Source organism: Exiguobacterium sp. s91, assembly GCF_018618915.1.
GTDB lineage: Bacteria > Bacillota > Bacilli > Exiguobacteriales > Exiguobacteriaceae > Exiguobacterium_A > Exiguobacterium_A abrahamii.
This window is the reverse complement of sequence record NZ_JACSMZ010000001.1, coordinates 1,143,149-1,169,757: the sequence shown is the minus strand read 5'-3', so window position 1 is coordinate 1,169,757 and position 26,609 is coordinate 1,143,149. Positions and strand designations below refer to the sequence as shown.

28 protein-coding genes are annotated in these 26,609 nt (G+C 46.1%); 12 read left to right on the top strand and 16 right to left on the bottom strand.

All coding sequences use genetic code 11. The annotated features are described in order from the left end of the window. Nucleotides 1-136 precede the first annotated feature (136 nt). Both KNQ06_RS05840 and KNQ06_RS05835 read left to right on the top strand, forming a co-directional pair. A complete protein-coding gene (locus KNQ06_RS05840) occupies nt 137-1,552 on the top strand; it encodes an NAD-dependent succinate-semialdehyde dehydrogenase (RefSeq protein WP_029341858.1) in 1,416 nt (471 codons plus the stop codon). A gap of 157 nt (nt 1,553-1,709) precedes the next feature. Continuing rightward, complete coding sequence (locus KNQ06_RS05835) at nt 1,710-2,153, top strand: NUDIX hydrolase (RefSeq protein ID WP_215084037.1); 444 nt, start codon at nt 1,710-1,712, stop codon at nt 2,151-2,153. 85 nt (nt 2,154-2,238) lie between these two features. Here KNQ06_RS05835 and KNQ06_RS05830 read toward each other — a convergent pair whose 3' ends face one another. Both KNQ06_RS05830 and KNQ06_RS05825 read right to left on the bottom strand, forming a co-directional pair. Continuing rightward, nucleotides 2,239-4,254 (bottom strand): Na+/H+ antiporter, encoded by a 2,016-nt coding sequence (locus KNQ06_RS05830; RefSeq protein WP_215084035.1) that lies wholly within the window; start codon nt 4,252-4,254, stop codon nt 2,239-2,241. Between the two features lie 56 nt (nt 4,255-4,310). Continuing rightward, nucleotides 4,311-5,219 carry a helix-turn-helix transcriptional regulator gene (locus KNQ06_RS05825; RefSeq protein ID WP_215084033.1) on the bottom strand — a complete coding sequence of 303 codons (909 nt, stop codon included), beginning with the start codon at nt 5,217-5,219 and terminating at the stop codon, nt 4,311-4,313. Nucleotides 5,220-5,302: 83 nt separating this feature from the next. Between KNQ06_RS05825 and KNQ06_RS05820 the strand changes: the two genes are divergently transcribed. Further along, the gene (locus tag KNQ06_RS05820) at nt 5,303-5,827 is read left to right on the top strand and encodes a dihydrofolate reductase family protein (RefSeq protein WP_215084031.1); all 525 of its coding nucleotides are present in this window, start codon (nt 5,303-5,305) and stop codon (nt 5,825-5,827) included. 49 nt (nt 5,828-5,876) lie between these two features. Here the strand turns inward: KNQ06_RS05820 and KNQ06_RS05815 are convergent, their stop codons facing one another. The 3 genes from KNQ06_RS05815 to KNQ06_RS05805 are packed head-to-tail and all read right to left on the bottom strand — an operon-like array spanning nt 5,877 to nt 7,844. Continuing rightward, the gene (locus tag KNQ06_RS05815; RefSeq protein ID WP_023468483.1) at nt 5,877-7,097 is read right to left on the bottom strand and encodes a cation:proton antiporter; all 1,221 of its coding nucleotides are present in this window, start codon (nt 7,095-7,097) and stop codon (nt 5,877-5,879) included. 3 nt (nt 7,098-7,100) lie between these two features. Next, nucleotides 7,101-7,601, bottom strand: a complete 501-nt coding sequence (locus KNQ06_RS05810; protein ID WP_023468484.1) for a cation:proton antiporter regulatory subunit — start codon at nt 7,599-7,601, stop codon at nt 7,101-7,103. Between the two features lie 24 nt (nt 7,602-7,625). Then, on the bottom strand, nt 7,626-7,844 hold the full coding sequence (locus KNQ06_RS05805; RefSeq protein ID WP_023468485.1) for an AbrB/MazE/SpoVT family DNA-binding domain-containing protein: 219 nt from the start codon (nt 7,842-7,844) through the stop codon (nt 7,626-7,628). A gap of 248 nt (nt 7,845-8,092) precedes the next feature. Here KNQ06_RS05805 and KNQ06_RS05800 point away from each other — a divergent pair, with 248 nt between their 5' ends. Continuing rightward, nucleotides 8,093-8,398 carry a hypothetical protein gene (locus tag KNQ06_RS05800; RefSeq protein ID WP_214805066.1) on the top strand — a complete coding sequence of 102 codons (306 nt, stop codon included), beginning with the start codon at nt 8,093-8,095 and terminating at the stop codon, nt 8,396-8,398. Here KNQ06_RS05800 and KNQ06_RS05795 read toward each other — a convergent pair. Further along, nucleotides 8,381-9,004: a zinc dependent phospholipase C family protein gene (locus KNQ06_RS05795; RefSeq protein ID WP_215084027.1), complete on the bottom strand. Its 624-nt coding sequence runs from the start codon at nt 9,002-9,004 to the stop codon at nt 8,381-8,383. The two genes, KNQ06_RS05800 and KNQ06_RS05795, sit on opposite strands and share 18 nt — an antisense overlap. A gap of 3 nt (nt 9,005-9,007) precedes the next feature. Continuing rightward, complete coding sequence (locus tag KNQ06_RS05790) at nt 9,008-9,577, bottom strand: GNAT family N-acetyltransferase (protein ID WP_214723420.1); 570 nt, start codon at nt 9,575-9,577, stop codon at nt 9,008-9,010. A 130-nt stretch (nt 9,578-9,707) separates the two neighbouring features. On the opposite strand from KNQ06_RS05790, the gene KNQ06_RS05785 reads away from it, so the two are divergent. Next, on the top strand, nt 9,708-10,919 hold the full coding sequence (locus tag KNQ06_RS05785) for an MFS transporter (protein ID WP_214805070.1): 1,212 nt from the start codon (nt 9,708-9,710) through the stop codon (nt 10,917-10,919). A gap of 16 nt (nt 10,920-10,935) precedes the next feature. On the opposite strand, the gene KNQ06_RS05780 is transcribed toward KNQ06_RS05785, so the two are convergent. The 3 genes from KNQ06_RS05780 to KNQ06_RS05770 form a co-directional block, all read right to left on the bottom strand. Beyond that, nucleotides 10,936-11,481 (bottom strand): ribonuclease FAU-1 family protein, encoded by a 546-nt coding sequence (locus KNQ06_RS05780; protein ID WP_214723424.1) that lies wholly within the window; start codon nt 11,479-11,481, stop codon nt 10,936-10,938. Between the two features lie 105 nt (nt 11,482-11,586). Next, nucleotides 11,587-13,044, bottom strand: coding sequence for a 6-phospho-beta-glucosidase (gene bglA / locus KNQ06_RS05775; RefSeq protein ID WP_214805072.1), 1,458 nt, complete (start codon nt 13,042-13,044; stop codon nt 11,587-11,589). 24 nt (nt 13,045-13,068) lie between these two features. Then, complete coding sequence (locus KNQ06_RS05770; protein ID WP_214805074.1) at nt 13,069-14,961, bottom strand: beta-glucoside-specific PTS transporter subunit IIABC; 1,893 nt, start codon at nt 14,959-14,961, stop codon at nt 13,069-13,071. Nucleotides 14,962-15,124: 163 nt separating this feature from the next. Between KNQ06_RS05770 and KNQ06_RS05765 the strand changes: the two genes are divergently transcribed. After that, nucleotides 15,125-15,835: a GntR family transcriptional regulator gene (locus KNQ06_RS05765; RefSeq protein ID WP_214805077.1), complete on the top strand. Its 711-nt coding sequence runs from the start codon at nt 15,125-15,127 to the stop codon at nt 15,833-15,835. A 478-nt stretch (nt 15,836-16,313) separates the two neighbouring features. Here the strand turns inward: KNQ06_RS05765 and KNQ06_RS05760 are convergent, their stop codons facing one another. Further along, nucleotides 16,314-16,655, bottom strand: a complete 342-nt coding sequence (locus tag KNQ06_RS05760; RefSeq protein ID WP_214805079.1) for a hypothetical protein — start codon at nt 16,653-16,655, stop codon at nt 16,314-16,316. Nucleotides 16,656-16,976: 321 nt separating this feature from the next. Here KNQ06_RS05760 and KNQ06_RS05755 point away from each other — a divergent pair, with 321 nt between their 5' ends. Next, a complete protein-coding gene (locus KNQ06_RS05755; RefSeq protein ID WP_058713244.1) occupies nt 16,977-18,362 on the top strand; it encodes an MFS transporter in 1,386 nt (461 codons plus the stop codon). A 42-nt stretch (nt 18,363-18,404) separates the two neighbouring features. Here KNQ06_RS05755 and KNQ06_RS05750 read toward each other — a convergent pair whose 3' ends face one another. From KNQ06_RS05750 to KNQ06_RS05740, 3 genes are read right to left on the bottom strand one after another with little or no spacing between them, the layout of a single operon-like run. After that, nucleotides 18,405-19,037: an HAD hydrolase-like protein gene (locus KNQ06_RS05750; protein ID WP_214805080.1), complete on the bottom strand. Its 633-nt coding sequence runs from the start codon at nt 19,035-19,037 to the stop codon at nt 18,405-18,407. After that, the gene (locus KNQ06_RS05745) at nt 19,034-19,528 is read right to left on the bottom strand and encodes an AAA family ATPase (RefSeq protein ID WP_214805081.1); all 495 of its coding nucleotides are present in this window, start codon (nt 19,526-19,528) and stop codon (nt 19,034-19,036) included. The genes KNQ06_RS05750 and KNQ06_RS05745 overlap by 4 nt, the downstream gene beginning before the upstream one ends. After that, on the bottom strand, nt 19,525-20,337 hold the full coding sequence (locus KNQ06_RS05740; protein WP_214805082.1) for an MBL fold metallo-hydrolase: 813 nt from the start codon (nt 20,335-20,337) through the stop codon (nt 19,525-19,527). The genes KNQ06_RS05745 and KNQ06_RS05740 overlap by 4 nt, the downstream gene beginning before the upstream one ends. A gap of 129 nt (nt 20,338-20,466) precedes the next feature. Between KNQ06_RS05740 and KNQ06_RS05735 the strand changes: the two genes are divergently transcribed. Continuing rightward, a complete protein-coding gene (locus tag KNQ06_RS05735) occupies nt 20,467-20,850 on the top strand; it encodes a VOC family protein (protein WP_244290037.1) in 384 nt (127 codons plus the stop codon). Nucleotides 20,851-20,894: 44 nt separating this feature from the next. Here the strand turns inward: KNQ06_RS05735 and KNQ06_RS05730 are convergent, their stop codons facing one another. Next, nucleotides 20,895-21,323 (bottom strand): hypothetical protein, encoded by a 429-nt coding sequence (locus tag KNQ06_RS05730; protein ID WP_058703992.1) that lies wholly within the window; start codon nt 21,321-21,323, stop codon nt 20,895-20,897. A 328-nt stretch (nt 21,324-21,651) separates the two neighbouring features. Continuing rightward, entirely contained in the window at nt 21,652-22,053 is a 402-nt protein-coding gene (locus tag KNQ06_RS05725) for an RrF2 family transcriptional regulator (RefSeq protein ID WP_047394819.1), read from the bottom strand. Between the two features lie 291 nt (nt 22,054-22,344). On the opposite strand from KNQ06_RS05725, the gene KNQ06_RS05720 reads away from it, so the two are divergent. From KNQ06_RS05720 to KNQ06_RS05705, 4 genes are all read left to right on the top strand, one after another. Then, nucleotides 22,345-24,660: a HAMP domain-containing sensor histidine kinase gene (locus KNQ06_RS05720; RefSeq protein WP_149427519.1), complete on the top strand. Its 2,316-nt coding sequence runs from the start codon at nt 22,345-22,347 to the stop codon at nt 24,658-24,660. Continuing rightward, a complete protein-coding gene (locus tag KNQ06_RS05715; RefSeq protein ID WP_133207422.1) occupies nt 24,650-24,955 on the top strand; it encodes a hypothetical protein in 306 nt (101 codons plus the stop codon). The genes KNQ06_RS05720 and KNQ06_RS05715 overlap by 11 nt, the downstream gene beginning before the upstream one ends. 12 nt (nt 24,956-24,967) lie before the next feature. Next, nucleotides 24,968-25,519: a cysteine hydrolase family protein gene (locus KNQ06_RS05710; RefSeq protein ID WP_149427520.1), complete on the top strand. Its 552-nt coding sequence runs from the start codon at nt 24,968-24,970 to the stop codon at nt 25,517-25,519. 207 nt (nt 25,520-25,726) lie between these two features. Further along, nucleotides 25,727-26,608 carry a manganese catalase gene (locus tag KNQ06_RS05705; protein ID WP_058264888.1) on the top strand — a complete coding sequence of 294 codons (882 nt, stop codon included), beginning with the start codon at nt 25,727-25,729 and terminating at the stop codon, nt 26,606-26,608. Nucleotide 26,609 lies beyond the last annotated feature (1 nt).

Sequence of the window (26,609 nt, the reverse complement as noted above, 5' to 3'; positions counted from 1 at the left end):
CCGATTGTTCAGTCGATTAACTACTTTTTTGAGTCATTCCGTTTCGTTATGACTGTCCATCCAAAGCGGAACTTCCGCTCCTTCATCTTGAGGTGTTTAATGGAGGACGTAATGAAATTCACGGAGGTGCAACAAGATGATAGAAAAGAACTTAATTAATGGTGAATGGTACGACACAACAGAAACGATTCCGGTCTACGACCCAGCAACGAAAGAACTGCTCGGACATGTTCCGGCAAGTTCAGCGGAAGACGCACAACGTTCCGTTGATGCAGCGAGCGAAGCATTCGTCAAGTGGTCAAACGAAACTGCAGACACACGTGCGAATTTAGTCGATGCCTGGTATCGCTTGATCAACGAACACCGTGAGGAACTCGCCCGGATCATGACGACAGAACAAGGGAAACCGTACGTCGAAGCACTCGGTGAAGTCGATTACGGCAATCAATACGTCCGTTGGTACGCTGAAGAAGCACGCCGGATTTACGGTGAAACGATTCCGGCTTCTGTTCCAGGAAAACGACTCTTCGTCGAAAAAGAACCAGTCGGTGTCGTCGCAGCGATCACACCATGGAACTTCCCGGCAGCGATGATCACACGTAAACTTGCACCGGCTCTTGCAGCGGGTTGTACGATTGTCCTTAAACCATCGGAAGAAACACCGTTTACAGCACTTCGCCTAGTTGAATTAGCAGAAGAAGCAGGTATCCCTAAAGGTGTCATCAATGTCCTAACAGGTGACGCGGCAACAATCAGTGGTGTCTGGCAAGCCGATTCCCGTGTCCGGAAGATCACGTTCACAGGTTCAACAGCCGTCGGGAAATTGATCATGCGTCAAGCAGCCGATACGATGAAAAAACTATCACTTGAACTCGGTGGTCACGCACCCTTCATCGTCACGGAAAATGCGGATCTCGATAAAGCCGTCGAAGGCGCGATGCGCTCGAAATTCCGAAATGGTGGACAAGCGTGTGTCGCGACGAACCGCTTCTATGTGCAAGCATCTGTCCTTGATGCATTCACGGAAAAATTCACAGCAGCCGTCAAACAACTGCAAGTCGGTAATGGGATGGACGCTGACTCGACAGTTGGTCCATTAATCAATGCGAAAGCCGTCGCAAAAGTCAAAGCACACATCGATGACGCTGTCGCAAAAGGAGCAACGATCCTGACTGGTGGTACGATTGACGAATCTGTCGGCTACTTCGTCACACCGACCGTGCTTGCCAATGTCACTGAAGATATGCTTTGCATGCAGGAAGAAACGTTTGGTCCGCTCGCACCGATCTCTGTCTTTGAGACGCTTGATGAAGTCATCGAACGGGCGAACAACACACCATACGGACTTGCGGCTTACGCGTTCTCTGAACGCATCGATGAAGCATTGATGCTCGGAAAACGACTCGAATACGGGATCGTCGGTCTGAACGATGGTGCGCCATCAGCTGCACAAGCCCCATTTGGTGGCTATAAAGAGAGTGGTCTTGGCCGTGAAGGTGGCGTCTACGGCATCGAAGATTATCTCGAAGTCAAATACTTGTCGCTCGGTTAATCCATCAGACATTTCGTTTGAAACGAACCATCTTTATTCATAGGTAACCCCTCATTTCTAAATCGAAATGAGGGGTTTTTGTACGGCTGATGCTTACATACTATTTTTTAAGGTATGATTGAATTCAAATGATTATACGAAAAGGAGTGATTAAACAATGGATGTCATCACATTCGGGCAGAGACAACAGAACCAACACTACATCACGAGACCTGCTGTTTATGCGGTCATGCGCGACCCTCAAACAGGTAAAATCGCCGTCATTCAAAAAAAGGACGGTATGTTGTTTCTTCCAGGTGGCGGTATCGAGACCTATGAGACGTATAAAGACTGTCTTACAAGAGAGGTACTAGAAGAAACGGGGATGGACGTCGAAATCGGTGATTTCATCGGACGAGCCAATCAATATTTCTATTCAAAAAATGAAACGACATATTATTTGAATGAAGGGCAGTTCTATCGTTGCGATGCTGGGCAGAAAATTCAAAGTCCAATCGAGGATGATCATGCCTTACGATGGATCGACCCGGTTGAAGCAATCGAACATCTATTTCACGACCATCAACGCTACGCAGTCCAAAAGACGCTATACATGATTTAAATCAAGACGCACAAAAGGAGCACGATTCTCTTTTTCAGAGAAAACGTGCTCCTTTTAAATATGTGACAAACGAACAGTCTCGTTGTTATTCGACGTATTCGTAGAGAACGACACTCTCGATGTAGTGAATGAAGCGACGTAATTCCTTCTCCTCTTCGTTCGAGAGATCCCCTTCTTTCGACATATTCGCGATTTCAAGACGCTGAACTTCGATCGCTTTCAAGCAAAGTTCTTCTTTTTGCTGATCGACGTCCTTGCCACCGATTGGTGACGACCAACGCGTATGTTTGAAGCGAAGTCGTTTATAGAATTCCAGCACACTTTGAACGACGTCTGGTGGGTACGATGAGCGGCAATTCTCGAGACGTTCGATCACTGTGCCCATTACCTTTTCATACAGTTCATGCTCGACTTGTGTCATTTGAATCAACGCATCAGACGACATGTTCGATCGTTTCCGTTTCCACCACAATTTACGAATCGGTTGGACGATTTGGAAACGCGAATCCTTGCCGATCGCCTTACGACGGTTTTCGATCGAGCGGAAGACATCCTTCTTCAACAGATCCGGCACCTTGTGCTCAGCGACGAAACGTTTTGATTCTTCCTTTTCCCACTGGACGGCTTCCAGTCGCAATGCTTTCAATTGATCATTGAATTGATCGAGCTCTTCCTGACTTTTTTCCTGTGCCCGAAGTAACCGAAGCATGACATGATACTCATTAAGGAGATCAAACGCAACGACCGCATTATCTTCGTCCGTCACTTGTTTGATTTCTGAGATTGCACGGCGAATCATTCGTTGTTTTTGAGCGTTCAAGTCGAGTGCAATCGGTGTTGACGCTTCTCCCCGGTTCAAGACCGGTAAGAGAATCGTTGCGAGAACGAGTGTATAGATGATGACACCCGCTGCAAGGAAGATGATCAATGAGCGTTCCGGGAAGGCTTCGCCGGACTCCGTCAAGAACGGTAATGACAAGACCCCTACCATCGTGATCGTTCCGCGAACCCCGACCAGTGTCGTGATTAAATCTTGTTTGAAGGACGGTCGACGATGATCGCGGTCCTCTTTTTTAAAGAACCGATGATCGAACCAATTGAAGAACATCGTCCAGACGAGACGGATCGCGAGAATGAATGAACCGATTTCGATGACATATAGCATGAGACGCCAGTTGTTGATCGCATCATCTGCAAAAATCTCGCGTGTCGCTTCCGGCAACGTCAAACCGAGCAATAAGAAGATAATCCCGTTTAACGTATACGCAATCATCGTCCAGATGTTATCCGTCAACGTCTGCTCTTGTGCAAAGAACGTTTCCGTCCGTTCTTTGATCAAGGCATGCAAGATACCACCTGTCACGACGGCGATGACGCCTGACGCGTGAAACCCTTCTTCGGCGATGAAGAAGATGATGAATGGCGTTAAAATTTGCAATAAGGCATAAAAGACGACATCTTCAATGCCGGCGCGACGCAAGCGAACCTTGAGAAAGTTCATCGCGAGTGAAATCGTCAATCCGATCAATGCTCCGACGATGAACATGTAGAAGAACTCAGTCGTTGCGCTTTGAAGCGAGAAATACCCCGTGACGACAGCAGCGACCGCATAACTGAACGCAACGAGTCCCGATGCGTCATTGATCAGCGATTCTCCACGGACGAGCGTCAGAATCTGTTCTGGAATCTGGACACGTTTCGCAATCCCGTTGACGGCAATCGGATCGGTCGGCGATAAAATCGCAGCTAAAGCAAAGGCAGCAGCGACTGGAATAACTGGAATCAACCAGTTGATGAAGTACCCTCCGACGATCGTCGTCAACAAGACGAGAATGATCGCGTTCCCGAAGATCGCTGTCCGCATCCGCCATAAATCTTCTCGTGGGAAGTGAGAACTATCGTTGTAAAGTAACGGTGCGATGAATAAGAGGAGGAACCACTCGGATTCGACCTCGATTGTCAAGCCACTCATCAGGAGAGCGGCGACGGTTCCGGCAATGATTTGAATCAACGCCGTTGGGATGAAACGGATGTAATGTCCGATGACTTGCGTCAATAAAATAAGCGCAAGCATCAATAAAATCAATGATAGTGTTTCCATGGAAGACCCCTTCCTCTATTGTTTCTTTCTACCTATATCCTAACATAGTTTTTTAATCAATCCTGTCCGAACGCCTTATCGGACCGTTGCACAGCAATCATTTCTTCTGCTTGACGAATCAACTGCTCCCGGAGTTCGAGTGGTTCAAGGACTCGCACTTCCGGACCGAGCCGCATCAATTGGCGTCCGAGATACGGCAGTTCGGTTTCCGGAACCAACCATGTTCGTTCCGACTGAATCGGTAAAATCCCCTCTAGCAACCGTTCGCCTAATGGTGATACTTCCAGTTTCACCGTCGTCATCGGTACACGTGTCATGTCTTGTTCCAAATCTGAAAAGGTTAACTCGGTTGCTGGCAACTCATGAAGCGTCACGTCTTTGATCCGATCAACACGGAACTGGCGATACCCTCGATTCGTCTGTCCATAGAAGTACCAGCGATTCTGTTCGAACGATAAACCAATCGGATCTACGACGATCATGCGTTGTCCTTTTGTCGTCTCATACAGAATATTCCCCATCCGTCCGCTCTCTAACAAGTCGAGTAACGCTGGATTTTGCGGCGACGGTGGTGTGTCGACCGTTTGAAAGCGAAAGCGGTCTTTCCATTTTACAATCTGTTGCTCCGTCATTTTCGGTAACTCGTTCGCATAGCGTTCAGCGACTTCCTGTCGAATCGTACCGAATGGAAAATCGGGAATCTGTCCGACCCATTCCAGAAGGATGAATAAGACAATCGTCTCTTCATCCGTCAAGACGAGTGGCGGCATGTTCCGGTGCGGCAGCATCCGGTAACCCCCCGCTACGCCTGGTTCGCTGTAGATCGGATAACCATTTGCTTCAAGTACCGTCATGTCCCGTTGAATCGTCCGGATCGACACCTGACATTCTTCCGCAAGCATCCGTGCAGAGAAGTGTTCCCCCCGGTTTAACAAGCGGACTAAACGCCATTGTCTCGTATTCATACATTTCCTCCTCAAATAACGACATCTTTTGTCGTCATTATACGCTAAGATGAAGTCACACGATGCAAAAGGAGGAATTATGGATGTCACAACCTACGACCGTTCTTTATATCGCTTGTAGTCTTGACGGGAAAATTGCCAGACTCGATGGTTCACTTGATTGGTTATTTGCCGTTGCCGGAGACGGGGATAATGGTTATCAAGCGTTCTATGATCAAGTCGGTGCCGTCATCATGGGACGAAAAACATATGATGAAGTCCTACAACTCAGCGAGACATACCCTTACGCAGATATTCCGAGTTATATCTATAGCCGGACGCAACGAACGTCTGAGACGGTCACCTATACGGATGAACCGCTCGATCAACTGCTCGACCGGATTTCGCCAACGATCGAAGGTAACGTTTGGCTGATCGGTGGTGGCGAGTTGATTCAAGAAGCGTTGCGCTTAAAGCGCATCCGCTCGATTGAACTGGCGATCGCCCCTGTCATCCTTGGAACAGGTATCCCGCTGTTTCCGGAAGGAACGAATGAAACCAATCTTCGTTTGACAGCGAGTCGCCATTCGGGACAATTCCTGATGGCGACGTATAAAGTCTTGACTTAAACAACAACAACCGGTTCGGGAAAGCGAACCGGTTGTTCGTTTATATCAGTCAGGCATTTTTCTTCGTCTTTTTCGCTTTTGGTTCCGTCCACTTGAAGATTTTATTCATGACGTTGTAAATCCGTTTTGATTCCTTCGTCATCAACGGTCCGAGAATGGCGAGAATCAAGACATATAAAGCAGAGAATGGTGACAAGATATCCATCAATCCACCGGCGATTCCGAGATTCGCGACGATGATCGAGAACTCCCCGCGCGAGACGATCGTCAAGCCGATGTTTGAGGATGCTTTGTGTGACAAGCCTGCTTTACGTCCCGCAATCATACCCGCCACGTAGTTCCCGATGATCGTGATGACGACGGCACCGAGTGCGAGCCAGACGGCGTCAAGTAACATCGTCGGATCGATGCTCAATCCGAAACTGAAGAAGAAGATCGCACCGAAGAAATCACGGAATGGTACGACGAGATGTTCGATCCGCTCACCTTGGTCGGTTTCTGAGAAGACGAGGCCGAGTAACAACGCCCCGATTGCTTCTGCAACATGAATCGTTTCCGAGAATCCGGCGATGAAGAACAAGGCAGCAAAGACGACGATGATGAAGACTTCATCCGAGGCGATCTTCAGCATCTTATTCAAAAGCGGTGTTGCCTTCCGAGCGACGATGAAGAACAACAACATATAGCCGAGGGCGATCAAGATCGATGTGAGGGATGCGAGTAATGTCGTCCCACCACCGAGAAGCAGTCCCGATAAGACCGACAAGTAGACAGCGAGGAAAATGTCCTCGAACATGATGATTCCAAGAATCAATTCCGTCTCCGTGTTACCAGTCCGGCGGAGATCAACGAGGACTTTCGCCACGATCGCACTCGAGGAGATCGTAATGATTCCGGCGATGACGAGTACTTCATAGAGTGGGAATCCGGCGATGAATCCATAGAGTAAACCACCTGTAAAGTTAATCGATAAATAGATCGTTCCGCTCGTGACGATCGATTTTCCAGACCGGATCAACTTACCGATCGAGAACTCGAGTCCGAGATAGAACAAGAGGAATAGGACGCCGATTCGTCCGAGGAAACTGATGAACTCAGCACTTTCAATGAACTTGAAGTCTAGTATCCCGATTGTCGGAGCGTGCGGTCCAACAATCATCCCGAGAATAATCAGAAACGGGATGATTGAGAAATTGAGTCTGTTCGCGAGCACTGCCGCGATCGCCACTAAGATAAGCGCGGTACCGACTTCAAATATGAGATGATCCATATATTATCCGCCTCCTTCGATTGAGAATAATGCTTTCGTGATGTGACGGACGTTTTGACGTTCTCCTGACAGGACAATCGTATCTCCCGCTTCAAGGCGCGTTTCTGGTCCAGGATTTAACGATTTCGAACGGTCATGTTTAAGCACTGCAATGATCGAGATGTCATATTGGTTACGGACATCGAGTTCCCCAATCGTTCGATTGTTGACCTTTGAATCCTGACCGACTTTGAACCACTCGATGACGAGATCATCAAACGCGAGTTCAATTTTTTCAAGATCCTTTGGCTTATAAGATAATCCTCCGAGAATCCCTGCCATCTGACGAGCTTCTGCATCATTGAACGTCACGCTCGAGATGCTCTCATCAAAATCATCGTCATCATAATGATGCATTTCGCGTCGTCCGTCGTCATGGACGATGACGACCACCTTATCTCCTCGTGTCGTGATGCCTTCGAACTTCCGTCCGATTCCTGGTAAATCTACTTCTCGCATATCCATCTGTTATTTCCTCCTTTTTATTTTTTACAAATGATGATTCGCTTTGTGGATGAGCGTCTTGAACGTCTCATCGCTCAATATATCTTGAAGGTCATGCAGCTGTTTCAAATCCGCTTTCGCCATGATGACAAACCCGTCCTCCTCAATGAATGCCACGCGATCTCCTTCCTCCACTTGCAAGGCCTGCCGAATTTTTTTGGGGATGGTGATCTGTCCTTTTGACGTTAACTTTGATAGCTCCATCACGAACTTCCTTCTTTCTGTGTTTTTTCTTGTATTCCTTACTTCCTTACTTTTCTTATTTCCAATATAACATAGTTCTAAACTTATTCCGAGTGTTTTGCTTTGAATTAAAATTTAAAAATCGATTTTCTTTTTGTTCAACCGTATTCATACGATTATTTTCAAGACATCTTACAATAAACATAGAAAAACGCATCCTAATCTAAATGGATGCGTTCTTCGTCTTATTGTTATTCGGAGGTGATTTTATGTCGCAATTATTTTCAATTGCGTTTGTAATCTATATTTTATCGTTGAACATGGCAGCGATCTATCTTGTCCATAAACGAATCGTACCAGCTATAGTCGCTGGCTTAACAATTCTCTTCCTGATTCCAACCGTCAGTTGGACCGTCATGGTACTTTTTGTATTCGCTTTATTCGTCACACCAGTCATGGATTGGTTTGAAGGTTTAGAAAGTCTGATTAACCTGATGTGGATTGGTCTGTTGAACGGATGCTGCTACATATTATTCGGGATCGTCAAATGGGTCATTTCAATGATTCGGAGATGATTCTTTGACCAGAACTATCTTTAGCCCTTTTTCACCTAAGTGATGGAAGGAACGTTCAATCGCTGTTTCGATGTATCCGTCCAATTGATGCGGCAACAAGATATCATATTCTTGTGGCAGAACGGTTCGTCGGTCCTCTTCTACCTCGCTAACAAATTGTGGAAGTGCTTTCCACCTCGACTGTACACTCACTTCGTGAAGCGCTCCGTTGATCGCTTGTTCATTCCAGTTCACGAACGGAGCGATGCGTGTATTGTACCGCCTAAAATCATCATGATATCTTGAACCGATCGAGGCGTCGGCTATGATCGCTTGCCGCAACCAGGTCATATAAAATCCGCGTAACCAAATATCGTCTGCTATCAGATGGACGTAATAGCCAATTCGAAAAGATGGATCCCAAGACGTCGAGTCTCTCCAAAATGCTTCGTAGTCAATTGTTCGTGTCCCGTTCGCTAATTCACCCGTATAATAGTGGGCTTGCTCCTTCTCGTCATGGCGTGCATCAGGAGCGATCGTACCTATAAGGAATCGAGCAGGGTCTAGTTCCGGAAGTAACGTAATCAATCGTTGTCCGATGTAGGCATGCATCAGTCGTGAACCCATCGCTTACCTTCCTTCATAATCACTGCGCGTGATCGCATAAATCTTTAAGTCCCAGAAACGCTCTTTAACGAATAAAGCACTCCGCGAGACTCCTTCGAACGTCATACCGATCTTTTCCATGACACGAGCAGATCCATCATTTGCAACAAAACAACGGGCTTGAATGCGCTCGAGTCCGAGTGTCTCAAAACCGTACTGTACGAGACGCGCTGCTGCTTCCGGCATCAAACCCTTCCCCCAGTAATCGCGCGACAGCGCATAACCGAGTTCTGCTTGCTGTTGCTCAAACGAGACTTTGATGAAATCAATCGTTCCGATGACTCGTCCGTTCGTTTTGTCTTCAATCGCCCAAGGTGCCGGATTCCCTAGTTCGTATTGGCGAAGGATGTGATCGACGAATTGCTCAGAATCCGTGAGGCTTTTATGCGCATGCCAGCTGACATATCGCGCCGTCTCTTCATCTTTCGTGTAGGCATAGATATCTGCTGCATCTTCTGTGCGAACCGGTCGCAAACGGAGTCGCTCCGTTTCAAGTACAGGCAAAGCTTGATATAAATCGATGGTCGTTAACATGATTGAACCCTTCTTCCTTTGATTTTTTCCAAGTATACCCACTCTTCTATAAAAAGTATAGAGATATACGAAAACGTTATCAGAATTTTCTGGTATACTATTGGAAAATGATGTAAGAAAGGGTGTTGTCATGTCTTCTAGGGAACGAACGCTCTTAAGTGCGCTCGGTATTTCACAGTTTGGTGACTTCATTTATCTCGTTGCGATCAACGTATATATCTATCGATTGACCGGCTCAGCGTCAGCCGTTGCTGCCCTGTGGATCATCAGTCCAGTCGTATCTCTCGTCATCAAGTCGTTCGCAGGAGGTTGGGTCGACCGATCCGACTTACGTCGACTGTTGATTCAGACTGATGTGTTGCGTGCTTTCTTAATCGGTATCATGCCATTTCTACCATTATCGTTGCTTTACATCGACTTGATCGCCTTAGCCATCATCAAAGCGGTCGTTGAACCGGCAACGTTGACCTACATCACGACGCTTGTTCCACAAAACGATCGGACGTCGTTTAATGCCTATCGTAGTCTGATCACGTCAGGTGCCTTTTTGATTGGTCCGGCTCTCGCTGGAGGACTGCTCTATGTTACTTCTGCTGATGTTGCCATTTGGCTCAACGCTGTCTCGTTTCTCGGATCAGCTGTCCTGCTGATGCGCTTGCCGCGTTTTACCGCTTCGGTCGAACGAGGGATGCGGCTGCAAGACATTATATCCGATTGGCGGCTTGTCTATCAGTTCAGCAAAAGCGCACGCTACGTGATCGGATTATACATCCTCGCGATGCTGATGATGATTGCGACACTTGCACTTGATACGCAAGAAGTCGTCTTTTTACAGCGAAGCATCGGCTTATCGGAAACCGATTATGGTTTACTGATGAGTCTGACTGGGATCGGTTCCGTCGCCGGCAGCTGGGTCGTCGCCCGCTACGCCAAAACACTCTCCGTTCGGATGATGCTGACGATTGGCTATGTGTTCGTCGCCGTCGGTTACATGCTGTATGCGAGTGCGAATTCGTTTTCAATCGTCTGTACTGGTTTCTTGTTGCTCGGTTGTTTCCACGCATTTGCGGGAACCGGTTTCCTGACGTTCCAACAGACGAATATTCCACTCCACTTAATGGGACGCTTTACGAGTCTATACGGTGTCGGTGTCAGTCTGCTACAGATTCTAGCGATCGTCGCAATCGGTCTGCTCGGTGACATCTGGTCGATTCGTTTCAGTACGATTCTATTTGCCGGTCTCCTCGTGATCGTGACGATCTGTTTCCTTGGATGGGTTCTCCTCCCGCGCAAGCAACAGTATTTCGCAACGAACGAGATCAACGAAGAACAACATGCCTAAAAAACAGGGAACCCCGTCAACGCGGTGTTCCCTGTTTGAGTTGCTGTTTCATCACTTCTGCGTGTGCGACGAGCGGAAAAGATCCATCTTGTAATTGTTTCTGCAGTTGTTTGGCTTCCACCCAAGCGAGCGCATATTCCGCTTCTGAGACAATCCCTTGCTCCCGTGCTGCTTCCAGTTCATCCACATCGACTAACAAGACTTGTCCCGATGGCAAGGCGATGAGATCGAGAAACAGATCCTCCCAGTAGACTCGTCCGTCCTCTAATCCGGTACGTAGACAGATATCGATATAGGTTTGTACTAACTGACCCGTGGCGTCATACATCGAGGTCACGGCATGATGGGCATCGATTGGGAATTGTTGTACCCAGACGTAACCAGCGTCAGCGATTCGAACTATTTCGTCACCATAACGGACATCTAACGGTGAAGTGACTTCAATCAGTTGAAGGAGTGTCACATGTCCGTTGAACACCTCGTTTTCTACCTGTTCATGAACATAGTGTCGTTGTGTGATGCGACGCCAGTCACGTCGATCGGCATAGCGTTTTTTGATCATTTACCGGTCCCCCGTTTTTTCCTTAGTGTGCCATACCCCACTTCTTTCTTATTCTAATTCTTTAAAAAAAGGGGCAACGGATTTTTTCCGTTGCCCCTTACTTCATCATTTTGCCGTCTCTGAACCGTATAACGCAGCACCATTCGTCTCGATGACGTGACGGTACCAATCGAACGAGTCTTTTTTCATCCGTTCCATTGATCCGTTGCCTTCGTTATCCCGATCGACATAGATCATGCCGTAGCGTTTTTTCATCTCACCTGTCGTAAAGGAGACGATGTCGATGACGCCCCACGGCGTGTAGCCAATCAATTCGACGCCATCTTCGAGCACGGCTGCTTTGAACGCTTCGATGTGCGCACGCAAGTAATCGATCCGCGCTGTATCATGAATCTGACCATCCTCGATCGTATCAATCGCACCGAAACCGTTCTCGACGATGAACAACGGAATCTGATAGCGGTCGTACAGACGATTCATCGCATAGCGCAGACCAACCGGATCAATCGCCCAGCCCCAGTCGCTCGACTGGATATATGGGTTCTCGACACCATTCGCGAGACCACCGTTGACGATGTTGCCCGTGTTATTGACGACAGCATCATGTTTGACGGTCGTCGACATGTAGTAACTGAATCCAAGATAATCGACCGTTCCGTTTCGTAAGATTTCTGCGTCACCGTCTAGGATCGGAATATCATACCCTTCCCGTTTGAACTCATTCAACGCATAAGACGGATAGTAGCCGCGGACTTGGACGTCTGGGAAGAAATAGCGCTGACGCATCGATGTCTCAGCGAGCAGGATGTCTTCCGGGTGCGATGAGTACGGATAGATCGGTACGTGTGAGACCATTGCTCCGATTTCGAAGTCCGGGTTGATCGCTTTCCCTTTCGCGACGGCAAGTGCACTTGCGAGTAACTCGTGGTGTCCCGTTTGATACATGACTTCCATCGCGTTCTCTTCCGGGTCGAGGAGGACACCGGAATTCGTCCAGAGGAATAATGGATTGCTGACGTCCATCTTGTTGTTGATCTCATTGAACGTCATCCAGTACTTAACCTTGTCTTTGTAACGTGTGAAACAGACTTCCGCGAATTTTTCGAAGAACAGCGCTACTTTTCGGTTTCGGAATCCACCGTATTCACGTGCGAGGTGGAGTGGCATCTCAAAGTGCGACAATGTGATGATCGGTTCGATGCCGTATTTCAGTAATTCGTCGAAGACGTCATCATAGAACTTCAGTCCTTCTTCGTTCGGTTCTGTCTCGTCCCCGTTCGGGAAAATCCGACTCCAACCGATCGATGTCCGGAGACACTTCAGTCCCATCTCAGCGAACAGCGCGATGTCCTCTTTATAACGATGATAGAAATCAATCGCTTCATGGTTCGGATAAAATTCATCCTCTTCTACTTGATCCGTGATGCGACGAGCGACACCGTGCGCCCCTGCCGTCAATACATCGACGACGCTCGGTCCTTTTCCACCAGCGTTCCAGCCGCCTTCGAATTGATGCGCTGCTAACGCACCGCCCCATAAGAAATCGTTTGGTAATGTCTTCATCTTCATGTCCTCCTTCTATTTCTCTTACTTGATGATCGTCAAGATTTCTGTGTTTGCCGTCGTGACCGTCTCGTCCGTCGGTAGGATTTGCGCATAACTCTGCGTGTTCGTGATAATGATTGGCGTGATTGTCTCAAGTCCATGCGCTTCAATCGCTGTCGCATCAAACGTTACGAGTAGATCGCCTGTCGTCACGGATTCGCCTTCTTTGACGTGAAGCGTAAACGGTTTACCGTCGAGCGTCACGGTCTCAAGACCGACATGGATCAAGACTTCGACACCACTCGTCGAGCGTAATCCGATCGCGTGACCTGACGGGGCGACCATGACGACGGTACCGTCAAACGGAGCCGTGACCCGGTTGTTCGTCGGACGAATCGCTACCCCTTGTCCCATCGCACCGGAAGCAAAGACAGGATCCGGTACATCTGATAAAGCAACGATTTTTCCTTCAAGTGGTGCGCGAAGCGTCTCTTCGTTTGTCAGAGTTGCGCTGACTTCCTGTTTTGCAACTGGTGTCGCTGTACTTTCAGGTGCTACGACCGGAGCAGCCTGCTCCCCGAAACCGAACACTTGAATCAAGACGATCGGTAGAATCAAGGCAATCGCCGTTCCGATCAATAAGCCGATGATCGACGATGGATAGTCGGAATCGATGCCGTTGACGAGCGTCAATGGTCCCGGTAATCCGGCGTAGGCAAAGTAATACGGTTTAAAGAAACTTGCCGTGACAGCGCCGATTGCTCCCGAGATACAGCCATAGATGAACGGTTTTTTAAAACGGAGCGTCACCCCATAGATAGCCGGTTCCGTGATACCGAAGATACCTGTCAGTCCGGCTGAAACCCCGACTTTTTTCGTTTCTTTGTTACGTGCTTTCAAGATGACCCCGATGACAGCACCGATTTGGGCGATGACAGCAATCGTTTGGTAGGCTTGGAACGAGTCGCGACCATATTGCTCAAAGTTTGCGAGCACCATCGGCGTGACACCCCAGTGGACACCGAAGATAACGATGACTTGCCAGAAGCCACCGATGATGAGACCAGCTACCGCAGGAGCATTCTCCGCTAAGTAGTTATACCCGTTTGCGATCCCTTCTGCACCAAGTGTCGTGATCGGTCCGATCAAGAGAATCGTAAGCGGCACCATCAACACCATGCTGAAGAATGGAACGAACAACGGACGAATGACTTCATGAATCGTCTTGTTCAGGAATCGCTCAACATAGGACAAAATCCAGACGAGGAATAATGGCGGTAAGACCGATGACGTATACGTCGTACCGGATAAAGCGATTCCTAGGAACGTGATGGATTCACCGGCAGTGATGCGTGCTGCGATATCTGCCCATGTTGGACTGACCAGTGCCGCACTACAGGCGACCGCGATGAAGGCGTTGACCTTAAAATGATTCGCTGCCGTGATGGCAATGAAAATCGGCAAGAACGTAAATGGTGCCCATGAGATGAAGCTGAAGACTTCATAAGTACCTGTCTTCGCAAATGCCGGAAAAGCGAGCGTCGTCAAAATCAAAGTTCCCTGCAGAATCCCCGCTGCAGCTAAGATGTAGACGAACGGTGCAAAGACGGCTGACATCGTCGCAATGATTCGGTTGAGGACCGTCCCTTTCGGCGCCTCTTCCGTTTCTGGTTGCTCCAAATCGACGAGCTTCAAAAATTCTTGATGGACTTCTCCGACGTGTTGACCAATGACGACCTGAAACTGCCCGCCAGACTCAACGACCGTAATGACGCCAGGTAGTGCACTGACTGTTTCCTTAGCTGACGAATCCGATCGTTTCAAGACAAGACGAAGTCGAGTTGCACATCGGACGGCGCTGATGACGTTGTCTTCGCCACCGACAGCTTCTAATATCGAATGCGCCAATTGTTGATAATCGCGAACCTTGCCCATATCGTGTCCCTCCCCTGAATATGACGCTTGAATACCCTTTCATTTTAATTGTACATGCACAATTAATCAATACATAAATAATTAAATTTAACATGTTATTAATCAACAGAAGGCTTATGCTATACTAAAGAAAGAAAAAGTTCGCAAGAAAAGAAGGTGTCCTATGCTGAAATACCAACAGACGGCTGATGAAATCGAACGGTACATAGAACAACATGAGTTGAAACAAGGGGACAAACTACCGATTCTTGAAGAGTTGATCCGGCAGTTCGCCGTCAGTAAGACGACGATGACAAAATCACTTGAGTTACTCGAACGAAAAGGAATCATCTTTCAAGTCCGCGGAAGCGGGATTTTTGTCCGGAAGACGAATCGCACCGGCTACATTCGTCTGTTCTCGACCCAAGGATTCAAGCAGAATCTCGTCGGTCATACGATTGAGTCGACCGTTCTTGCACTCGAATCAATGTCTGCAACGAATAACATCGCGAAGAATCTCGGGATCGAGGCAGGTGAGACGGTTTATTACGTTAAGCGAATCCGCTACATCGACGGCAAGATCCTCTGTCTCGAAGAGTCTTACTATCGCCAATCAATCGTTCCGTACTTAAATCGTGAAATCGTCGAGCAGTCAATCTTCGAATACTTAGAGACGGCACTCCAATTGAATATCGGGTTCTCGGATATGTACATGCACGTCGGGAAGTTAAGCGCTGAGTCGGCTCGTCATCTGGATCTCACCGAGAGCGATCCTGCCATGACGATCGAGACGGTGTTTCATTTGACGAACGGTCGTCCGTTCGACTATTCCGTCATCACATACCACTATGAACATTCACAATTCGTCGTTCAGGCAAACGGACTATATCTTTAACAAACGAAAAAAGTAAAAAAGCGAAGTCTGATGATCGTCTTCATTTTACTGAAGACGTTGCATCGGATTTCGCTTTTTCTTTTAAGAAACTAACTAAAATTAATATACAAAACGGATAAATCGCTAAAACGACAATCAATAATAAGCCAAGAACTGGGCTCGGAAAATCAGTAGGATACATGACTGGGAACCACTGACTCAATGCATACGACATGAAGACAAAATACGGTATCCAACTAAAGGAAAACGACCAAGTAAGTCGACTTCGAACTATTATCCCCTGCATCAGACGAATAGGTGTAAAGAATAGGATCATACACACCGTGATCAATAGAAAATCCATTAGGTAAAAAAACTGATATGATGTTCCCGTTATGCGGATAATACGTTCAATGTTTAATGTCATCTCAACAGGAAGAAAGAGCATCAAGGCGAAAAACAGACTCCATCCGTTCCATTTTACAAATAATCGCATGCTTTAAATAACGATCTCTTCTTTACTCGATTTCTCGAGATACAGTTCCCCATCAAACGTCGTCAAGGCAATCACTTTCCTGTCTTTTTCATACCATGCTGTCGCTCCTTCACGATCGAGTTCTTTCCAACCGGCTTGGCGAATCCGAGTTCCATAGAGTAGACCCGGTCCATCGGTTTCCGAGACAAGACGCGTTTTGATTTTCCACTCACCTTGTTTTTCAACTGCCGTAGCAAATCGTGGCACTGGAAAACTGGATACCTTCGATTCTTGAAATCCAGCATACCAACCACCGACGACTACAATGAGCCCAAGACATATAATGGCGATCCATTTATTTTTCATAAGCATTCTCCTTTACTTTCCACCCTCATTTTAAAATTACCAAAATATAGTTTTCTTACCCTCATCCTAAAGACGGATTACTGATTTTTTCGTTGTGAAAACACATGAAAATTATTTCGAATTTATGAAAACACCCAAAAAATTTTCAATTTTTTTCATAAAAAATGCACACCTTTGTTTGTCCTTAGAGTCGCAACGGTTTGACAACTCCAGGCACAGAGCCATTTTCAATCATTTTCAAGTGGTTAAGCACATTAGCAACTTGACTTCATTTCCTGCTATGGTACGATACGAACTTATTAAAGGGAGTGAACAGAACTTATGAAATTCAGAAAAGAAAAAGTCAATGTCGTTGACATGAAGCAAACCAAAAAAAGTGTCTACGCGACCGGAATTGGGAATGCGATGGAATGGTTCGATTTTGGTCTTTATTCCTATCTCGCAATCATCATCAGTCAAAACTTCTTTAGCGCTGTCGAAAATGATGAACTGAAGCTCGTCTTTACGTTTGCGACCTTTGCGATCGCTTTTTTAATGCGACCAATCGGCGGAATCGTCTTTGGGCGAATTGGAGATCGACTCGGGCGGAAGGTCGTCTTAACGACGACAATCGTTATGATGGCTGGTTCGACGCTCATCATTGGACTATTACCGACCTATGATCAAATCGGAATTTGGGCACCGATTCTGTTATTGTTAGCACGTATTTTACAAGGATTCTCGACTGGCGGTGAATACGCCGGTGCAATGGTCTACATCGCTGAGTCATCACCAGATAACAAACGAAGTGCTCTCGGAAGTGGACTTGAAATCGGTACACTCGGTGGATATATTCTCGCTTCATTACTTGCTACAACACTTTTTGTCACCTTATCGGATGATCAAATGGCATCTTGGGGATGGCGAATTCCCTTCATTCTAGGGGCACCACTCGGTTTATTTGGTCTCTATTTACGTCGTCACTTGGATGAATCACCGATCTTCGAAAATGAGATCAATGAAAATACAGAAGAACCCGCGACATTCCGCGAAATCCTGCGTGACCACAAACGTGATATCATCGTTTGTTTCATCGCTGTCGCCTTCTTCAACATTACGAACTACATGCTCTTGTCCTACATGCCATCGTACCTCGATGAAGTCATCGGCATGTCAAGTTCGACAAGCACGATTCTCATCACCGGTGTCATGGTGATCATGATTCCGCTCGCTTACTTCTTCGGGAAGCTTAGTGACAAAAAAGGCAATCGCAATATCGTTCTTTTCGCGTTAGCCGGACTATCGTTGCTTTCAATCCTGTCGTTCTTCTTGATTGGTCTTAAACCACTCTTGTTCGTCGGGATCGGAATCTTCATCCTTGGCTTCTTCTTGGCGATCTTTGAAGGAACGATGCCAAGTCTTCTACCGAGTATCTTCTATACGGATGTCCGTTACCGGACGCTATCCGTGACGTTTAACGTCTCTGTCTCGATCTTCGGTGGAACGACGCCACTCGTTTCGACGTGGCTCGTCCATACGACACAAAACCCGCTCGCTCCTGCTTTCTATTTAACAGCAGTCAGCGTCATCGGCTTCGTCACGTTCTTCTTCTTCTTTAAGAATACAGCTGGTAAGGCACTGAAAGGGTCGCATCCGACTGTATCGAGTGAAAAAGAAGTCGCGTCGATCGCGAAGAAACCAGACGATGCTCTCTGGTGGGCAGAATAATCGCTATAAGTAAGAGCCGTCTTCCACAGAAGACGGCTCTTTTTAATAAACAGCACTCAACTCTTTTACGACGCGGTCCGCGACTGCGAGTTCCTGCTCTTGCGCAAAATCGAACTGACAACCGATTGCTACCAGTCCGTTCGCATGCGCCGCTTTGAAATCAGATAAGCGGTCACCGACAACGTAGCCTGACGAGATGTCGTGCGTCTTACAAATCTCCCGTACGAGTGCTGATTTATCACCGGAACGGATGTCTTCGATACTATAGACATGATCGATATAGGATTCGAGTCCATATGTCGTCACGATCGCTGACAAGTAGGACGGCCACCCATTACTGGCGATATAAACGGAGTGACGCGCTTGTTTCAAACGACTTAGCAACTCGACCGTTCCCGGATATAGGCAACCATGCCCCGCCTTGACTGCCTGCTCTATGCTACGTCGAAACTTTTGATCCGCAGCCTGTTGGTCTGTGGCTGAAAAGTCCGGTAGTAACGTCTGCCAGACTTCCGGTAACGAGACGCCCATGATCTGCTGATAGAGGGCGACTGGCGTCTCTCCCTCCCAGCTCCCCGTCTGACGCAACTCATGAAAGACATCTTCTAGCGCATGCGCCAGCACGGCATTCGTTTGAAACAACGTTCCATCCATGTCAAAAATGTAGTGTGTCATTCGCTCTCCCCTTTTTGCTCTTGTTTTATTTTCTGAATCATGGCTTCTATCGATGTATCCTCAGCAATCAGACGATCCGTTGGGCGGTGATCCCGATCAATCCACCAGCGTTTCATATCCGTCTCAGAAAACTCCGTCGGCTGGCGCATCGCATGGCGACGAATAGTTTCTTCGAATGAGACGTCAAAATAATACGCCGCGTAACGTGACGTAAAGCGACGTTCCAACCGGTCAATCATCTCACCGTACCAGTCCTGTGCAAGAATGCCTTCCAGCAGAATCGTCGCGTGGCGTCCGTCAGCAAGTCCGACCAACTCCTCGATCCAGCGAATCGCCGGATTTCCTGGTCCATCTTTTACGTTCAACATCTCCCTGCGGATGACATCTTGTGACAACAGGATGCTATCCGGTAAAACCGATCGTAACGCTTTGGCAAGCGTCGTTTTTCCACTACCAGAATTCCCGCGAATGACGATCAAGCGCGACTTCATGTCGTGAACCAGTCCCCGTTCAAGGCAGCAATGTACCGCTCTGCAGAGAGTGCTACTGCTTCAGACGCGCCGGTTTCGATTTTCCGATGAAAGGCGTCATATAATTTTTCAAAGTGAAGCGGACGTAACGTTTCTGCTATTCGCGCGACCGTCTTTGCCGGAAGCGGAATCACATTCGGATAGCTGTACATAAAACTGACCCATGCCCGATCGGCAACGATCCGAATGATGTCCCCTGTCAACAATAGCCCCGCCGATGCGTCTTTTCGTTCACAGATGACTGCTCCTTTGAAGTGACCACCGACGCGATGTAACATCACATCTTCCGCCAATTCCAAGCGTTCACCACTCCAGAAGACGATGCGTTCGCTTGGTCGCGTCACGAACGATGCATCATCTTCATGAATATAGATCGGCACGTCAAAAGTCTCCGCCCATTCGACTTGTGTCGCGTAATAATGCGGATGTGATAAAGCAATCGCCTGAATTCCGCCTAATTTCTCAAGTTGCTCTTTCGTTGTTGAATCAAGATATGTAATGCAGTCCCATAACAGGTTGAACGATTTTCCTTGGACAAGATACGCCGTCTGACCGATACCGAACGCCGGTGTCGTCTGAATCGCATAGACGCCTGCTCCGTCGTCACTAATGACGTTTTGATATGTTCCTGACGTTTGCATGGCAGCGAGCGTCGTCCACGTTTGACCAGTTGGATTGACATACTGTCGTTCCTCTAAGCAAATCGGACACGTTTCACGTTGCGGATTAATTTGTTCGACACCACACGTCGTACAGATGATGGTTTCCATATTATCATTCCTTTCCCATTCGTAAATGATTTTCCTGATATATCATACCATATTCCATTTATAGGGATTGAAGGAATTAAGAGGTGGTTATCGAAAGGAACATGTATGAAAACAAAGGAGGAGATGCTCATGTCAATTTCGACCCACCTTATTGCGCCCCGCTTGAACGCTGTCTTTTTGCATGTTCAGGATGTGAAATGTGCCGCCGCTTGGTATCATCAGTTACTACAGCTCCCGTTTGATGCATCGCGCGTCTCGTCACCTGTTTATAATCTCCCACTCGAAGGTCCAACGAGTTTGACGCTTGATGATCATTCGAATGACGCAACGTACCAACATCATCCCTCCCCTCATGCCTTATTTAATTTTTATACGACGGACATCGATGCCTCCTATCAGTTCGTCTTATCACTACAAGCACCCATCATTCGTGACATCGAACGTTTCGATAATTTTGCTTACTTTACGTTTGCAGATCCCGACGGCAACGTCTTGATGCTCTGTACAGGGTAAGACAAAAGCAGGCCGAACCACTGATGTGGCTCGACCTGCTTTGTTTAATAAGACGTTCGATCATCATTTATGACGCTTTGAAAACGTTCTGTGAACCGATTGATCGCCTCTTCAGTATCAAGAATGCCAGAAAACCAGATCTTTTTGTCTTCCGAAAATATAAGATGCAATGACCCTTCTATTGTAGACTCCACATTAAGTGTAGCAATCGTATCTGACTTCAATAATGTCTTTTGTGATAGAGTGACCAGTTCATTTGTCAACGTTTCGCGTGTATCTTCTGACGTTTTTTCATGAAGAAGATCAACTGTTTTATGAAGCAATACGGCTTTTGAGACACGCGATAAATTCAACTCACGAATTTCAAAAATGTAGGCGTCCTCATATTCATGATGACGCTGGACGATGAATCGTGGAGAATGCACTAAGTGTTGAATGAAGTGAACGAACATTTCGATGGTCATTTCGGACATACCGAAACCCTCCCTTTTACGTGGATCAATGGACGAATGCCTTTAATCCTTTATCTGAATGGACAGTAAGAGTCCTGTATAAAAATCAAGCAGGTGAATTGGAAATATCCCCTCCTTCCTGTAAAGTTATACCACAAAAACAAGTACAAAGTGTACATGTTTTTGTTTCAAAATTAAGATTCGAATAGCGTCCGAATCTTGTTTATAGTAACATAAAAGATACTAGTTTTAATCATAATTAACATGATGATCTGATAAAAATCTGCATGACTGGAATATGTACACGGATAAAGAGTCAGAGATCATCTATCCCTCTCTGACTCTTTCTTCAGTCGTTCATCGTCGGCGCGATTAAATCTTGTAACGTGTATGCCTGCAACGCGTCCGTAAAGGACATGAATGCTTGATCGAACGCTTGACGTGTGTTTTGCAAACTACCATTTTTATTGGGAACGGTCACATTTTCAAGATAGGATACTTCTTCAAATAAATGAACGATTTCTCCTAACGTAATCGTCTCTGGCGATTTCGCTAATTTGAATCCACCATTACGACCTTGTACGGAAATGATGAGACCAAACTTGCTCAATGAATGGACAATCTTCATCAAATGATTTTTAGAAATATCATAATGGGTTGCCACTTCTTGAATTTGTACGAGCCGATTCGGATGCGACGCTGCGAAAATAAGCACACGAATGGCATAGTCCGTAGAGCGAGTCATCTTCATCCATTTCACCTTCTTTTTCTTTCCTTTATATAAACATAGTACAGAAGCTTACTCATTTTCACAATCAATAGTATGGCTTGAAGTGTCATGTCGAGTGATTTTGCACATATGTATATCGTTTATCTTAAAGGATATGAAGTGTCAAAATCTAGGGATTTTTTCGGAAAAAGGCAAAATGATATTTTAATCGATGAAGCAATTCATGCAGAATGTTTAATGTCTATGATAAGATTTCTTTAAACATGTATTTTTATCGTTTGTTTATATATCTTTTTAGAAAGAGGTCTAGTCATGAAGTGGCTTTCATCAAGTCTGTTCCATCGATTTTATATCCTATTGTTTTCGAATTTCTTGATTTTTGCAAGCATCGGCGTCTTAACATTCTACTTTGCTCAAAAAGAGCTGGAGCAACACCGAACTTCATCACAGAAGATCACATCACAAAAAACGCAAGCTCGCACACTATGGAATGAAGCACAACAAGTCAATCTTCAAGTCCAACAAATCGACTTTAATGATCAAACCGATCTTAAGCAGGTCAATCAGCGGTTGGAACGCTTACAACAACACGTTCAATCATTTAATCAACGTTATTCAGATCCATCAGACGAACGCTTTACGCGTCAACTTGTTCAATTTTCAAGATTTTTAGAACTGGAACTCACCTTACAAGTACTCACGGATAATCAAAAGCTGGTTCAACAATCTGACTCCGCTATCAATGACTACTTTCGATTGATTCATAATGAAGAGCGAAAAGCACAACAATCACTACAACAAAGAACCGTTGAAGTTTTACGCTACGCCTTTGGTGTGATGATCATTGCTTTTTGCCTTCTCAGTTACTTGATTTTAAGACTTGTGCGGTCTTTTCGAACGGACTTACTTGACCTCGTCGATCAAACGAAACACCCTGACCGATTGGAGCAGAACGATTTTCAGAACCGTCACGATGAGATTGGTACACTTGGGCGATCGATGCAACAAATGACAACGTTGCTCGCCTTTGAACACCAGCAAACGCAAGCTGTCAATTCACAACTCCAAGAGTCTTTCTATCAACAAAAAATAATTGAGCGACAACTTCAATTTCAAAACCAGTTAGCTACTCAAATTTTACGTCATCAATCAATGACAGGTCTTCACACGTGGCTACAAGCAATCGGTAGTCATTTTCGGGCGACGCATATCTTTTTTTCACCACAGTCGGAAAGTTTTGAAGCTGTCCATATCGCACTATCAGACGAACCGACTTATGACCAAGAACGGCTAGAGTTAGAAGCCAAGACCGAGCTAGATACATCGATCCATCTAATTGAGGAAGAACAATTGACGTTGTGTGCTCTCCCATTACACAGTCCGTCAAAATTCATCGGTACATTGACGTTACAATTTCATCATCGTTTCACCGAGACTATCGCACTTCAGAAAACGACACATTTATTGAATATCGGGTTGATGCGGTTGCTTGATGACATCCGTATAAAAGATCACCATCAATTAATTCAACGCATTTTAAATGGTCTTCGAGAAGCTATATTGTTCGTCGATGTGACGAACACAAATATCTTTACGAATCACATGTTCCATCAATTGTTCCCGAACTGGTCACCATCTGAAAAACAATCTGAAAACTTAGCATTCGTTATCGAAGCCTTCGAACCGTTGATTCTCGAAACAGATGCGTTGCATGTATATGTCGAACAAATCAAAGCAGGCTTCGAGCATGCATCAATCGTTCCGGCTCAGGATTTCTCAATGCCAGATGATCGTCATGTACGACTTTACACAGAATTTTTGCCCGATCGTCAAGGTATTTTATTTGTTTTTCGTGAACGCACAATTGAAGTCAACCATGCTAAAAAAGAGCAAAACTTCATTTCGGTTTTATCTCATGAGCTACGAACGCCGCTTGCCTCCATTGAAGGGTTTAGCGAACTGATGTTACACCGGACATTGTCTCCTTCAAAGCAGCGCAAATACTTAGAGACCGTGCGAAGTGAGACGCAGCGACTCAGCCAATTATTAACCGAATTCCTAGATTATCAGCGACTTAGTCATCAAAAAGAATCCTATCATTTGGTATCATTTTGTATTGAACGTATGCTCATTGAGTTAACCGAGTGGTTGAACGTTTCGACATCGACGCATCATTTACAAATCCAAACCGACGGACCTTGTCTGATCACGGCTGACCAAGAAAAAATCCGGAGAGTCTTATTAAACATCTTGAATAATGCGATAAAATATTCTCCCGTTGATTCAAATATCCAAGTCTCGCTAGCGTGCTGTGAATCTGAAATCGTCATCACCATTAGCGATGAGGGATATGGTATCCCAACTCAAGATCTTCCCTATCTGTTTGATCCCTATTACCGCGTCGAACAGGCAGACCACCTTCAAGTTCAAGGAACAGGTCTCGGTTTACCGATTTGTAAGGAAATCATTGAGGCACATGGCGGACGTATCACCGTTCATTCAGAAATCGGAAAGGGATCCGACTTTTTTATCCGTTTACCTCGTGATGAAGAGTGGAACACAACCAATAACATGTATAAGAACAGTATGAATAATCTACAACTAGGAAGTGAAGAACGTGGAAGCTGATTTAAATCAAATCGTTCGCTGTTTGAATCAAGATTTTAAACAGCAAAAAACTGTCTTCAGTGCAATGGCATTGAAAGAGACCAACCCCTGCATCGTCTTGATGGAAGATCACCGCAAAAGACTGCTGAATGACGCTTTATATCAATACCCAGATTTCATCGCAGAGTTGGAATCCCTCATCTATCGTTGTTTAATTGATGTCCGGGGAGCCCGTGAATCAGCCTCCCCTTCTGAGATTTTTATCTCTAAAGCCCAGCTCTATTCACCTTATCATTATTTAATCACTTTTTTATGAGAGGAGTCCGCCATGACTGTTCAAGAAAATACAGCATTGTTGATCATCGATGTCATCAATAAGATGGATTTTGAAGGAGCTGAGCAGTTATTGCAACAAACGCTCCCTGTCCTTGAACCACTCTCAAAATTAAAACAACATTGTAAACGTCAAAACATCCCGGTGATTTACGTCAATGACAATTTTGGTCTTTGGCAGGAAAATGTCAATCAAATCATAGATGAGTGCCGCGGTGGTCTTGGAGATGTACTCATCGAGACAATGCACCCAGAAGAGAACGATTACTTCATCATCAAGCCAAAACATTCAGGTTTTTTCGGGACCCAACTTGATATTTTATTAAAGCATTTGGATGTCTCACGTCTTATCATCACCGGTCTAACGACGGATATGTGTATCTTATTTACTGCAAACGATGCCTACATGCGAGAATATGCCATTCATGTTCCTGCAGACTGTACGGCAGCAGAAACCGCCGTTGCAAAAGATCATGCTTTAGAAATTCTCAGTTCGACATTAGCTCTTGATTGCTCCTCAAGTTTAAGCTTGATGGAGGGGGAATGACGATATTGCATTATTTTTTTGAAACGTTTAAAACTGCATACGAAATACTGCCTTGGCACTATCCCAAACTTGTTCATAAATCATTCTTTGATTGAACGTTCACCTCAGCATATCGAAAAATAAGGTAAACAGGTTTGAAAGGAACCGATTAAGGTATATAACATGTGTAAGTCATATATGTTTAAAACTTAAAAGGGGGTTCTTTTCATGTTTCGCCATCAAAAAGAATTACAATTCGAAGTCAAGGTTGATCGACCCGATCCAAAACTCGCTCGGGCCGTGCAAGAGGTACTCGGTGGACAATTCGGTGAGATGACGGTCATGATGCAATATCTTTTCCAAGGCTTCAATTGTCGAGGTGAAGAAAAGTACAAGGATATGCTGATGGATATCGGGACGGAAGAAATCGGGCACGTTGAAATGCTATGTTCCCTCATTTCTCAATTGCTCGACGGGGCGTCACCGGATGATCAGGCAGAAGCTGCCAAAGATCCAGCGACGGCAGCAATTCTCGGGGGTATGAATCCACAGCATCTTTTAGTTAGCGGTCTCGGTGGACTGCCATCAAACGCAAACGGCATTCCGTGGAACGGATCCTATATCGTCGCGAGCGGTAACTTATTGGCAGATATGCGCTCGAACCTACATGCTGAATCACAAGGTCGACTTCAAGTCGCCCGTCTCTATCATATGACGACGGATGAAGGCGTGCGTGCTACATTCCGTAAGATGCTCGCTCGCGATCGTTATCACCAGTATCAATGGATGGCTGCGATCGAAGAGCTGGAAACGAAAAACGGCGTCGTCGTGCCTGCTACTTTCGCACCGGAAGATGAGATGGAAGCGCAACCGCATGCTTATGAGTTCTGGGACCTATCGGAAGGAACAGCTTCAAAAGAAGGTCGCTGGGCTCAAGGGGAAGCACAAGATGGCACCGGTGAATTCGTTCATCTAGAAAACCCTGCACCACAAGGAAATATTCCGAATATGAAGGTACCAGCACACAAACTTCACCACGACCTAGCAGAAAAAACAGGAATGCAAAACGTTAAAGATACTGTCAAACGGATGTTACATGATAAGGAGTGAG